Consider the following 12,706-nt stretch of genomic DNA (forward strand, 5'->3'; position numbering starts at 1 on the left):
GCACGTCCACGATGGACGGCCAACGGTCCCTTGTCTACTGGACCGGCTTTGGCCGAATTGTGGATATGGAGGCGGCAAGTGGTGATGCGGTTTTCGTCGGTTTCGGCGGTGGAGATCTTGGATTCGCGTGGCCGGCCGACGGTCTGTGTGCGCGCGGTGTTGGCTGATGGGCGCGCTGTTCGCGCTGGGGTGCCGTCCGGGGCATCGACGGGTACCCGCGAGGCCGTCGAAGTGCGCGACCACGACGATCGATACGACGGACGGGGTGTGCAGCGCGCCGTCGCCCATGTCAACGGTGCAATCGCCGACGCAATAGTTGGTCGCGCTTTTGAATCCCTGGACGAGGTTGACGATGCCCTGCGAGTGCTGGACGGCACCCGGGATAAATCGAGACTCGGTGCCAACGCGATCGTCGGCGTCTCGATTGCCGCCGCACGCGCGTTCGCCGCAGAATCCGGAGATCCGTTGTGGCGCTATCTGTCCGGGCCGACAGTGGCACCGCGCCTGCCGGTGCCACACTTCAATGTCGTGAATGGTGGCGTCCATGCTCCCAATGCGCTGGATTTTCAGGAATTCATGATCGCTCCCGTCGGTGCGCCGTCACTGGCCGAAGCCGTCCGCGGCGGCGCGGAGGTATATGCACGGCTTCGCCGCGAACTTGCCGATCGCGGGCTGGCCACCGGTTTGGGTGATGAGGGCGGGTTCGCTCCCGATATCGCTTCGCCCGAACAGGTGCTGGCGCTGCTCACCAAGGCAATCATCGACGCCGGATACACTCCGGGACGCGCCGGTATGGCGATCGCACTGGATCCAGCGGCCAGTGAATTTCATCGTGACGGCAGGTACGAGGTAGCGGGCGAGTCGCTTTCCAGCGAGGAGATGATCGAACGGTACTCGTGGATGATCCGCGAGTTCCCGGTGTGGAGCATCGAAGACGGCATGGGCGAGACCGACACTGACGGCTGGCGGAAGATGACCACGGCGCTCGGCGACCGGGTCCAGCTGGTGGGCGACGACAACTTCGTGACCAATCCGGTGTTGATTCGATTCGGTGTGGACGCGGGCGTCGCCAACGCCGCACTGATCAAGGTGAACCAGATCGGCACTGTGTCGGAAACGCTTGAGGCACTTGCCGTGTGCCGAGATGCGGGCTACGGCGCGATGATCTCCCACCGGTCGGGAGAAACCGACGACACGTTCATTGCCGACCTGGCGGTCGGGTCGGGTTGCGGTCAGATCAAGGCTGGCGCTCCGGCACGCGGTGAACGGGTCGCGAAGTACAACCGACTGATCGAAGTCGCTGAGGCCACACCTCATCTGGAGTTCGGGCTGGTGCCTGATGATCATTGATTCCCCTGGACTCGATCACGGTGTTGCGAAGACCACGGCCAAGACGACGAAAGGGTTAGTCCCGCTATGACAATCACGCTGGTATATCTGGCCAGGCACGGCCGCACCGCGCTCAACGCCGAAGACCGCTTACGCGGACTTAGCGACCCGCCGCTCGACGAGGTAGGGCTGGCCGAGGTGGCGTGTCTGGCGAAAGTCCTTGCTGAGCGAAGTCCCACCGCGGTGATCTCCAGCCCACTGCAGCGAGCCGCAGACACCGCTCGGGCGATTGGAAGGGCGGCCCATGCTCCCGTGTCAACCGACATCCGGCTCAACGACCGCGACTACGGCCCGATGACCGGTGAGCGCCGCGACGAGGTGCAAGACCGCTACGGCAGCATAGACGCCGCACCCGGAGTCGAGCCGCTGGCCATGGTGGCAGAGCGTGCTCGGTTGGCCTTCTTCGAGCTGGTCGCCGAGCACGAAAGTGGACCGATTGTCCTGGTATCTCACGACGCTTTTAATCGTGCCCTGCTCGGGCAGATCGACCCGAGCTTGACCCACGTCGGGCAGCGCACCGCCTGCTGGAATCAGCTCAGTTTCGGCGACGGGGCATGGCGGGTGGATGCCTACGATCAAAAACCGGACGATTCTGGTTGACGACTCATCGTGGCTGCTCAAAGTTGCCACGCATTGGTTCGCCTTTCGGATTGATCTGCAGGATTGCCAGTTGTATGGAGTGTTCGGTCAGCCCGTTCGAGTTCTATCAGGGATCCCAGCCGCCGGTGCGCCAGTGGCTGACCACCGAGGGCATGGGTACGATCGGGTAGGCGATGAAGCTCGCCTTAACTGCCGCACCGGCTGATGGCTTCTACCACGTGAGGGTCCTCGGTGGAAGAAGGCAGGTGAGCCGCGCATGGTGCGCTTTGAAAGCATCTTGTTCACCCACCCCCGGCCTGTGGGCGTTGACGACCGTCCGGCTCCTGACTGCTTCGCCGACTTGCTCCTCGATCAAGTCGTCAACGAGATTATCGGTGACGGGGACGACCCCCGCCTAGCGTCGTTCTTCTATACGCCCGCGCGTGACATCGCCGAAGTCGGTTACCGGCAAGCGGTGTTCCAGGACATCGAGCGTGATGTCATCGGGGGTCCGATCGACGCGTTCACCAGCGACATGCGTATCGTCCGCAATCAGCTGCGGCAGGCGTCAAAGATCTGGCACCCGCTGCAAAAGCAGGGCTGGTTCGTGTACGCAGTGCACACCTATTGCCGTGCGGTGTCGTCACTGAATACCGACCTCCAGGCCGCGCACGCGTCGTCGGCCGGATTAACGGATTTCGCCGATTACCTGCGTCGCTACCTCGATGGTGATCGGTTCCGGCTGCTCGTCTCCGAAACCGAAGCGATGCAGGCTGGAATGGGTGAGATCCGCTATACCGTGCACGTCGAGGGGCTTCGCGTGCACGTGGAACGGTATGCGGCACAGAACGACTACAGCGCCGACGTCGCCGCAACTTTCGAACGGTTCGCCACGCAGGCCGGCAAGGACTACCGCGCGGTGATCAAGGACTACGTCGACATGAACCATGTCGAAGAACAGATCCTCGAGTGCGTAGCCAAGCTGTTCCCCGATGAATTTCGACGACTGCACGACTACTGCGCGCATCACCAGAACTTCCTGGACAAACGGCTGTCCATGTTCGCCCGGGAAGCGCAGTTCTACTTGTCTTACCTGCATTTCATGCACCGCTTCGAGAGAGGCGACTACGCGTTCAGCTATCCAGAGGTGACGACAGACTTCGAGGGTCTGTTCGCCCAGAATGCATTCGACCTGGCGTTGGCGATCAAGCAGAACGATGATCACGATCCCTTGGTAGCCAACAGCTTTCGCCTTCAGCATAACGAGCGCATTTTAGTGGTGACTGGACCCAACCAAGGCGGAAAGACTACCTTCGCACGTACCGTGGGGCAGCTTTTCTATCTGGCGGCACTCGGCTGCCCGGTTCCGGCGGAAACCGCCAAGCTGGTCATGCCCGACGTGATCTTCACCCATTTCGAGCGACAGGAAAGCATCTCGACATTGCGTGGCAAGCTGGACGACGAGTTGGTGCGGATCCACGAGATCGTGTCGCGAGCCCGTCCCAACAACCTGGTGGTGATGAACGAAAGTTTCTCGTCGACCACCGCCAATGACTCTCTCGTGATCGGTGCCGAAGTGCTCCGACGCATGATCGCCATCGGCTGCATCGGTGTCTATGTGACATTTCTGGACGAACTGGCCAGTCTCGACGCCGCTTGCGTCAGCATGGTGGGCGATGTGGCGCCCGATGACCCCACTGTGCGAACCTTCCGATTCACTCGCAGGCCGGCCGACGGCGTGGCCTATGCCGCGGCGCTCGCCGACAAGTACGGACTCAGTCACGAGGTGTTGCTGAGGAGGTTCGCGCAATGAGAGTCAGGCTGCTGCATCCGAAACACGACCACACACTGGAACGGCAACTGCCGCCGGGCATCACGATGATGATCGAAGACGACCTGGAACTGAGCACGCTGTACCGGGCAATGGCCGCCGCCGATGACTTCGTACGCGAGATCGCCACACAAGTCGTGCCTGCGAGCGTGCGCGACCCCGCAGTAATCAACTACCGCCAGCAGGTGTTGGCAGATTGCTTGGCCAATCCCGAACCGGTGCGTGAGATGTATGCGATCGCCACGGATGCGGCCAACGTACGCCGCAAAGTCTTTCTGGGTGCCCTACTCTTTCGGGACCCACAGGCCATTCTGCGGCGCTCGGTGCGGATTCTGGAACTGCTGGTCTCCAGCTTGAGACAAATGCGCGCGGTGTGCGACCGGCACGCGTCGGACTTTCAATCGCCGGGTTTCAGCCAGTTTCTGGCGATGATCACCGAACAACTCACCGATGACTACCTCACGCGCCTCGATCACGAAATTGCCGAGCTTCAGCTGCCCCGTGGCGTGTTGCTCAGCGCCCAGTTAGGCCCCGGCAACATAGGACGAGACCACATCCTGCACCGGGCTCCCAAGCTCAGTTGGTGGGAGAGGTTGACGGGAAATGCGCACAACGGGTTTGGGTTTACGGTCGACGAGCGCGACCAAGCCGGCGCGGATGCGCTCACCGCACTGGCCGGCCGCGGCGTCAACGACATTGCCAACACCGTGACTCAATCCGCAGATCACGTAGAGGACTTCTTCACCCGATTGCGAGCGGAACTGGCATTTTATATTGGCTGCGTTAACTTGCACGCGCGGTTGACCGAATCTGGTGTGACAACCTGTTTTCCCACTCCAGCACCAATCGGCACGCGGAGGTTCAGCTGCCGCGGCCTGCGCGATATCGCATTGTGCCTCACGGCAACTCGGGCTGTGATCGCTAACGATGTGGCGGCTGACAACAAATCGTTGATCGTGGTGACCGGCGCCAATGCGGGTGGCAAGTCGACCTTCCTGCGCAGCATCGGAGCCGCGCAGATCATGATGCAGGCCGGAATGTTTGTTGCAGCAGAGTCGTTTGTCGCCAGCATCGTCAACGCGACTATCACGCATTTCAAGCGTGAAGAGGACGCCACCTTGACCCACGGCAAGCTGGACGAGGAACTGATGCGAATGAGCAAAATTGTCGACTACATTGGTCCGAATTCGCTTGTGCTTTGCAACGAGTCGTTCGCGTCGACCAACGAGCGGGAAGGATCCCAGATCGCGCGGTCCGTCATCGACGCCTTCAGCGAGGTGGGTGTCCAGGTGGTATTGGTCACCCACCTCTACGACCTGGCTAGCACGCTGCATGGTCGTCACGATCCCAGTTCGCTATTCTTGCGCGCCGAGCGGCGCGACGACGAAGTACGGACGTTCCGGCTTATCGAGGCCGAACCACAACCGACCAGTTACGGCGGCGACTCGTTCCGCCGCGTATTCGGCGTGGCCGCGGCCGCGAAGTCCGTCGCTCGGTGACGTTCGCGCGGTTTTGCAGTGCGGACTGGGGATTAGCAGGGGCCGTCGTCCGGATAGGCGATTACCGTTGGCCGTAGTAGCCGGTTTGTTTATACCAGCCTCTCGAGGGCCGCGAGTCCGACCCGATGACCTCGTGGATCAGGTCGTGTCGTCATCCCAGGACGGGCTCGTGGTCAGCACCTCAGCGCCGCCCTCGGTGATGTGAACCGTGTCTCGGCGAAGTACGGCGCCGACGCCTTCCTGCCACACATAAGCCGTGATCGCCAGCACCATCCCCGATTCGAGGTGCTCGTGTTCATCTGCGGCAGAAAGTATTTCAGACACCACCGGCGGATCGAAGCCCAGCCCGAGCCCGTATGCGACCGGCATCGGCGGAATCGGCTCTCCGGACGCGTCATAGGCGTCGAGCAAACCACGGGTGGACGCTCCTGGACGGCAAGCCGCAATGAGTCTGTCGTGCAGCGTGTTCGAGCGCCGGTACAGCTCGCGCGCCTCGGCCGAAACCTCTCCTACCGGCCAGGTGCGGCCCACCTCGCCGACGTAGCCGCCGGCCAATGCACCGGCGGCGAAGGCGACAAGATCGCCTCCCCGAATATTGCTGTGCGGCTGTGCACGCCGCCACGGATGTTCGCGCGAGGTCACCCACGCGGCATCCTGGGTGGCGGGTGTGCTGACCCCGCCGGCGGCCATAGCTTCCAGCACCGCGCCGGCCAGCTTCGGCTCCGATACCCCGATCCGCAATTCGGTCACCCCGGCGGCGAGGCCACCTTCGGCGATACGAAGAGCCACGCCCACGGCCGCGATCTCATCGGGTGTCTTGATGCGCCGTGCCTCGCGCATCGCCAGCTCGCCGTCCACCAGCTCGGCGCTGGGAAACGCATCGGGCAGCAACGCGGCGAAAGTCGGTGTGATGGCGTCGGTTCCGACCCGTCGCGCCGTATCGGCACCATCGATCTTCTTCAATACGTCGATCAGCGTCATCGGGTTCCACGTCAAGCCGTAGAGGTGATCGTGGCCTATCTCCTCGGGGACGCCTTCGTCGTCAGTGGTGTTGAGGTAGATGTCGCCGGTGGCGCGCACTACGACGCAGACCGGACCGAACGGTCGCGTTCCGGCGATCCACAGCTGCGGGGCGCCGGTGACGTAGCGGACGTTGGCTTGCCGCCCGAGCACCAGCAAGTCGAGGTCGTGTGCCTCCATTTGGGCCAGCGCCCGCTTCCGACGCCCGACCCGCAACGGGAGGACGTCTGGCGCAATCTCAGTCACCGTAGGGGGAGTAGGGGTAGTCGGTGATAGGCGTGTAGCCGTCTTCGGTGATCACCACGATCTCCTCACTGCGATAGCCACCGGAACCGTCCTCCCACACCACCGGTTCCAAAACCAACACCATGCCGGGTGGAAAGACGAAGTTGTCGTCGAACTCCTCGCCCAGATCGGTTCCGATCATGGGGGTTTCGGCGGGATAGGTGCCGATGCCGTGGCCCAGGTAGAAGTGCGGCAGCCACGGTTTGCGGCCGCTGTAAGCGGCAATCGCCGCGCGGGCCAAATCCCCCGAGGTAGCGCCGGCCCTGGTCACCGCGAGCACCGCGTCCAGGATGTGTCGCCACTGCCGGAACTGGTCCTGCTGCGCTGCCGTGGGTGGTTCGCCGACCAGCCAGGTGCGGCCGAAATCTGAGCAGTATCCGGCGTAGCTGAAGCTGATATCGGTCCAGAGCACATCCCCCGCTGACAGTTCCCGATCGCTCGGCAGCAGCGGCAACGCCAGATCGCCGTGGGTCGTCCACACGCCGGCTTCGCGTGAAGCCGGCATCACCTGCCAGATGGCCTCCAGCATGTTGGCGGTGGCGCCGAGCTCGAACGCACGCCGTACCAGCGTGGCCGAAAGGTCGATCTGCCGCACACCCGGCGCCAGTGCCTGCTGCACATCCGTCATCGCCTGCTCGGTGATCCGCGACGCCCGCCGGATACACGAAACCTCGTCGCGTGTCTTGACCAACTGCGCCGCACCGACAACCATCGCCGCATCCGACGGCGGGCCCGACGGGAACAGTGTGGCCTCTGACCTGCGCATCGCACCGGTCAGTTCGTCGACGGCGACGGTCGCACCCGGCGGGATCAGCCCGGCCAGGACGCGAGCGAACTGTGCTACGCCGTAGTCGAATTCGAGATAGACCGGGTCGTGCACGTGGTCGACAGGACCAGATGGCGCCGACGAGGCTCCGCTTCGAAAAGGCAGGAAGAGATGCGGATGCACGTCCTCGGCCAGCACGATCGCCACTGGGCGCTCCACATGTGACAGGCCCGCGTCCAGCAACGGCCAACTGACCCCGGTCGCATATTGGACGTGGCCGTTCATCAACAGAATCAGCGCGTCGACTCCGTGCTCGGCCATCGCCGAACGCAACCGTGCCCCGATCTCGCATCGCATGCGCTCCCAGTCAGGTTCGTCGGGAATGTCGAGGGTCGCGCCGCGGGCAGCGAGATTGTTCGTCACCATGTGACCGGAAGCTCGTAGAGGCCGTAGGCCAGTGAATCGTGCTTGAACGGTAGCTCTTCGAGTGGCACCGCCAGCCGCAGCGTGGGGATACGGCGAAACAAGGTGGGCAAGACGATCTGTAACTCCATCCGCGCGAGTTGTTGACCGACGCATTGATGCCGGCCATACCCGAACCCCACGTGCGGACCGTCGTCGCGGCGCAGGTCCAGCCGGTCCGGGTTAGGGAATTGGCGGCTATCCCAGTTGGCCGGAGCGACGTCGAGAATGATGCCCTCGCCGGCGCGGATGGTCTCGCCGCCGACCTCGATGTCCTCGATGGCGATGCGGCGCTGCCCGGTCTGGATGATGCTCAGATACCGCATCAGCTCTTCGACCCCGCTGGCGATGAACTTGGGATCCTTGGTGTCTCGCAGCAACTCCAACTGATCGGGGTGCTCCAGCAGTACCGCGACACCCAGCCCGATCATGTTGGCGGTGGTCTCATGACCGGCGATCAGCACCCCGGTGGCCAGTTGCGCGGCCTCGCGCACGCTGATCTCTTCGGCGTTGACTCGTTCGGCCAGGTCGGAAACCAAATCCTCTGCGGGACTGTGCATCTTGTTCCGAATCAACTTGGCCAGGTACTTCGCCAACGAGGCGGCGCCCTGCGCGGTGTCCTCAGGCGTCGCATAGCGGCCCATGCCCCGGTGAGCCTGCTGCTGAAAGAAATCGGCGTCGTCGTAGGGAACGCCCAACAACTGGCTGATGACCAGCGAGGGAACAGGCAACGCCAATGTGCTGATGACGTCACCCGGCTGAGGGCCGGCCAGCAGGGCGTCGATGTGGTCGTCGGTGATCTTCTGCACCGCCGGACGCAGCGCTTCGACACGCTTGAAGGTGAACGGTTTTGACAGCATCCGGCGGAAACGAGTGTGCTCTTCGGCGTCTGAGGTGAAGACCGAACGCGGCCGGGAGTGCACCGTCGCCAACATTCCCTCGTTCCAGTGCGGATAGCCCGGCAGTCGGTCGTCGACGCAGGCACGGGAATCGGTGAACAACGCACGTATCGCGTCGTAGCCGGTGATCAGCCAGGGTGTGCTGTCGTCCCAGATCCGGACCTTGCTCAACTGTTTAGCAGCGTTGAGCTCCAACACCTTTGGTGGGGGCGCAAACGGACAGGTCGCCTTCCGTGTCATCGGAAACTCGGGGACGTTGGTGGGACTATCGGTCGAGATGTCGGTCATTGTGGTCCTCGCACTCCTATAGTTTCCGGTGGCTAGCCGACGGCCACGTTGACATGGACGGGGGCGCGCCACAGCCCGACGATTGCGTCAATCAGTCCCTCGCCGGCCACTGGCCAGGCCGAACGAGACCGTCGGCCGTGTTCGGCCAGCGCGGCTTCGTGTTCGGCGCACGTGTGCATCAGCAGGTTGCGGGCCATCACGCCGCGTTCGGAACGCACTCGCTTGGGCAGGTCGGGCAGGCAGCGGTTGATGCCGCTAACGGTGCGCACCAGCATCGGCGACGTCAACGCGTCCTTGGTGACGACGTGGCGGTACGTGGGGTCGGCCATGGCCTGAGCGGCAAAGCGTGCGTACCAGCTCGGCGTGCCCAGCGCCGCCAGGTGATCGGTGAGCGGGCGCACCAATGTGCTTACCCAGTCTCGTAACTCGGCCGAATCACCGACGTCGGCCAGCATCTGGGCACGCAGTTGCTCGATCGGCTCCCGATGCTTGCTTTCTATCGCCCGCAGCAGGTCGATCCGGGAACCGAAGTGATAACAGGCGGCGGCATTGTTGCGCTGTCCCGCCGCATCGCTGATCTGCCGGTTGGACACGGCATACATGCCGCATTCGGCGAACAACAATTCCGCCGCCGACAGGATTGCTTCGCGAGTCCCCATCGATCTGTCAGAGCGAACTGTTCGCTCAGCGGTCATCGAATCAGTGAACACCGCGCCCGCAATTAAATCAATCTGTTTAAGGGCGAGGCAGCGTTCATTCGTCGTTATCGCCCAGATCGACGCTAGCGTGATGGCCACCCGCACTTTCCGCGCTAGCGTCGATCTCGTCGCACGCTGCGCGAACTCCGGCTACCCGCCACCGCGGCTAGTGATGTGAACGAGCAGGTCGCGGGCTGCTCCGGCGGTCGGAGTACGTCCACCCACCCAGATGGCGCGCAGTTCGCGTCTGAGATCCAATTCAGGGACCGCCACGCTGCGCAGGCGTCCGATCGCCAGGTCGTCAGCAACCGCCAGCCGGCTCATCACCGCGGGCCCCGCGCCTGCGACGACGGCCGAACGCACCGCGGCGGCCGAAGACAATTCGAGGACCGGTTGCGCTTGCCGCATCGAGTCGCCCAGCATTGCGCGTAGCGCCGCGGTCAGCGAATCACGCGTGCCCGAGCCCGGTTCGCGAGTCACAAGTGGCGTTTGGCTCAGTTCGGCTGCGCTGACCGTTCGCTGGCGGCGCGCCCACTTGTGGTCGACCGGCACGACCAACACCAGCTCGTCATGCCCGACCACCCGACTGCGTAATCCTGTTGGCAGGTAGGGAGTCTCGATGAAGCCGAGGTCTGCGGCCGTAGTTCGTACGGCTGAAATTGCCTGATCGCTGTTGGTCGCCGTCATGATGACTTCAGGGGTGGGGGCGCTGAGCCGGTTCGCCGCAACCTGCAGCGACACCAACCAGCGGGGCATCAGCTGTTCGGCTATCGTCAGGCTGGCAGCGACCTTGACGCGCTTGCGCTTCTCTGAGCGCAGCGAGGCCAACCCGGCATCCACATAGTGAGCGACGTCGAGCAACCGGTCCGCCCACTCGGCGACGACGACGCCGGCGGACGTCAGTTGAGAGCCGCGTGGTGTTCGCACGACTAGCGTCACACCGGTCTGCGCCTCGATCGAGGCCAATCGCGCCGAAACCGCCTGCTGCGTCAGGCCGAACTCGCGCCCTGCGGCACCGAGGCTGCCCGTCCTGGCGATCGCCAAGAAGATTTCGAACGCGGACAGTTCCGGCATATGCGTGCTGAGGGATGCCATGATGATCCTCCGACGACGGGCATACAAGCTTCACTTGTGAGCTGGCAGACGCGCACAAGCCTAATTTGTGAGCTCACAAAATGCAGAAGGGTACCCCTGGCTGGGTTTGACGACGGACAATGACGGATATGAACACGATCGCAGCGCGGCGGGCCCATATCGGACAGGGGCCGTGGGGTAAACGCGAGGACATGATCGTGCGCACACAAGTTCCTTACAACGCCGAGCCACCGGCCGCCGTGCTGGCGAACAGCCCTATCACCCCAGCCGACGCGTTCTATGCTCGCAATCACGGTCCCATCCCCGAAATCGCGCCGAAGCAGTGGCGGCTGACGGTCGCGGGCCTGGTCGACAAGGCGCTCACCTTGACCTACGACCAGTTGAAAACCGATTTCGACCAGCACAATGTGGTGGCGACGTTGGCGTGCGCCGGCAATCGGCGTGCCGAGATGCTGCGGGTCCGGGCGATACCCGGTAAAGAACCGTGGGCCCACGGGGCGATCTCCACCGCCCAATGGCGCGGCGTGCGGTTGGCGGACATCCTCGCGGCGGCCGGAGCGCAGTCGGGGGACGGGCTGCATATTGCCTTCGATGCACCCGACGTGGCCCAGGAAGCGCGGCCCGTCCAGACCTATGGCAGCTCCATCCCGATGAGCAAGGCGATGTCAGCGGAGGTGTTGCTGGCCTGGCAGATGAACGGCAAATTGCTTCCGCGCGCCCACGGCGGGCCCGTCCGCGTGGTGGTGCCGGGCTACATCGGTGCCCGCAGCGTCAAATGGGTCACCGGCGTCACCGTGCAAGCCGGGCCGTCCCAGAACTACTTCCAGGCCCACGATTACCGCATCCTGCCTCCGGAGGCCGATCCCGACGCCAGCGAGCCAGGCGAAGGCATTTCGCTGTCGTCGCTGGCGCTCAACTGCGACGTGCTGAACCCCACCGACGGCGACCAGGTGGCCGCGGGCGCCCTGACCATCCGCGGTTATGGGATTGCCGGCGATGGCCGCACCGTAGAGCGGGTCGACGTTTCCCTCGACGACGGCCTCACCTGGCAGCGAGCCGACCTACACAGGGCACCCAGCGAATGGTCATGGCGACCGTGGTCGCTGACCGTGGACGTACGACCGGGACCGCTGCGCGTCACCGCACGAGCCTGGGACGACACCGGCGCCCTGCAACCGGAATCAGCGGCGTCCCTGTGGAATCCACGCGGATACGGCAACAACGCCTGGGCGCGCGTCGCATTCACGGTGATATAGCGCAAACCGCCGGCGACACCCGATCAGCCGCCGAGCCCCTTCTTGATGGCCGCGTCCTGCTTCTGACCAACATCGGTGTAGAAGTCGGAAGGCGCCAAAGAGTCGACCGGGCCATCGAATTGCAGTGTGACGAACGCCCTGCCCTCGGTGAACAACAGGATTGTCACGCCTTTGGACCGGTCCAGCAGATTACCCAGCACCGTCGTCCCACCGGTACCGATGTTGGCGGGTTGCGTTTTCGGGTGTTTCAGGGCGTTCGCCTGTGCGCCCTTCGCCGCATTCAACGCATTGGTAGCGGCGGCGGGATCCGCCAGAACCTGGATCGTGTCGTGAATGACGTGAATGCCGTCTTCGGTGCTGAACGTTGCCGCGACACCTGGCTGGCCGTTCGGATTGTTTGTGTGCGGGCCGGCCGTGAAGGGGTCCGGCGCGACGATGTCTGTCGCCTGGATCAACAATTTGGCGTAATCGGTCGGCTGTGCCTGTGCTGACGATGGCGGCGCGGAGCTGCGGCCGGCAGTCGACGACGGTTTACTGCTGCAGCCGTCCACCGATAGCGCCAGAGTCACCGCTGTCAGGCCGGCGAGCACCGTATGAGAGATTCTCATCGCATCGCACAGTACCCCGCGCTGCTGTGCC

The 12,706-nt window shown here is 63.6% G+C and carries 11 protein-coding genes and 1 riboswitch; of the genes, 5 read left to right on the plus strand and 6 right to left on the minus strand.

Annotated elements, in window-relative coordinates; genetic code table 11:
• The first annotated feature begins 81 nt into the window (after positions 1-81).
• The 4 genes from eno to AC5Y21_RS20375 all read left to right on the plus strand — a co-directional run bounded on the left by eno (position 82) and on the right by AC5Y21_RS20375 (position 5,298).
• Positions 82-1,350: a phosphopyruvate hydratase gene (gene eno / locus AC5Y21_RS20360; RefSeq protein ID WP_499915047.1), complete on the plus strand. Its 1,269-nt coding sequence runs from the start codon at positions 82-84 to the stop codon at positions 1,348-1,350.
• Positions 1,351-1,416: 66 nt separating this feature from the next.
• Complete coding sequence (locus AC5Y21_RS20365) at positions 1,417-1,989, plus strand: histidine phosphatase family protein (RefSeq protein ID WP_499915009.1); 573 nt, start codon at positions 1,417-1,419, stop codon at positions 1,987-1,989.
• Positions 1,990-2,149: 160 nt separating this feature from the next.
• A riboswitch (Fluoride riboswitch) is annotated at positions 2,150-2,210 on the plus strand.
• Between the two features lie 35 nt (positions 2,211-2,245).
• Positions 2,246-3,781 (plus strand): MutS-related protein, encoded by a 1,536-nt coding sequence (locus tag AC5Y21_RS20370; RefSeq protein ID WP_499915010.1) that lies wholly within the window; start codon positions 2,246-2,248, stop codon positions 3,779-3,781.
• A complete protein-coding gene (locus tag AC5Y21_RS20375) occupies positions 3,778-5,298 on the plus strand; it encodes a MutS-related protein (protein ID WP_499915011.1) in 1,521 nt (506 codons plus the stop codon). Before AC5Y21_RS20370 ends, AC5Y21_RS20375 begins: the two co-directional genes overlap by 4 nt.
• A 138-nt stretch (positions 5,299-5,436) precedes the next feature.
• On the opposite strand, the gene AC5Y21_RS20380 is transcribed toward AC5Y21_RS20375, so the two are convergent.
• From AC5Y21_RS20380 to AC5Y21_RS20400, 5 genes are all read right to left on the minus strand, one after another.
• The gene (locus AC5Y21_RS20380; protein ID WP_499915048.1) at positions 5,437-6,555 is read right to left on the minus strand and encodes a M24 family metallopeptidase; all 1,119 of its coding nucleotides are present in this window, start codon (positions 6,553-6,555) and stop codon (positions 5,437-5,439) included.
• A 1-nt stretch (position 6,556) separates the two neighbouring features.
• Entirely contained in the window at positions 6,557-7,795 is a 1,239-nt protein-coding gene (locus AC5Y21_RS20385) for a M24 family metallopeptidase (protein WP_499915012.1), read from the minus strand.
• Positions 7,789-9,018, minus strand: coding sequence for a cytochrome P450 (locus AC5Y21_RS20390; protein WP_499915013.1), 1,230 nt, complete (start codon positions 9,016-9,018; stop codon positions 7,789-7,791). The genes AC5Y21_RS20385 and AC5Y21_RS20390 overlap by 7 nt, the downstream gene beginning before the upstream one ends.
• A 32-nt stretch (positions 9,019-9,050) precedes the next feature.
• Positions 9,051-9,728 carry a TetR/AcrR family transcriptional regulator gene (locus AC5Y21_RS20395; protein ID WP_499915049.1) on the minus strand — a complete coding sequence of 226 codons (678 nt, stop codon included), beginning with the start codon at positions 9,726-9,728 and terminating at the stop codon, positions 9,051-9,053.
• A 138-nt stretch (positions 9,729-9,866) separates the two neighbouring features.
• Positions 9,867-10,811 (minus strand): LysR family transcriptional regulator, encoded by a 945-nt coding sequence (locus AC5Y21_RS20400; RefSeq protein ID WP_499915014.1) that lies wholly within the window; start codon positions 10,809-10,811, stop codon positions 9,867-9,869.
• Positions 10,812-10,939: 128 nt separating this feature from the next.
• Between AC5Y21_RS20400 and AC5Y21_RS20405 the strand changes: the two genes are divergently transcribed.
• Positions 10,940-12,067: a sulfite oxidase gene (locus AC5Y21_RS20405; RefSeq protein WP_499915015.1), complete on the plus strand. Its 1,128-nt coding sequence runs from the start codon at positions 10,940-10,942 to the stop codon at positions 12,065-12,067.
• 23 nt (positions 12,068-12,090) lie between these two features.
• On the opposite strand, the gene AC5Y21_RS20410 is transcribed toward AC5Y21_RS20405, so the two are convergent.
• Positions 12,091-12,657 carry a hypothetical protein gene (locus AC5Y21_RS20410; protein ID WP_499915050.1) on the minus strand — a complete coding sequence of 189 codons (567 nt, stop codon included), beginning with the start codon at positions 12,655-12,657 and terminating at the stop codon, positions 12,091-12,093.
• Positions 12,658-12,706 lie beyond the last annotated feature (49 nt).

It is taken from the genome of Mycobacterium sp. NGS41 (genome assembly GCF_059812725.1).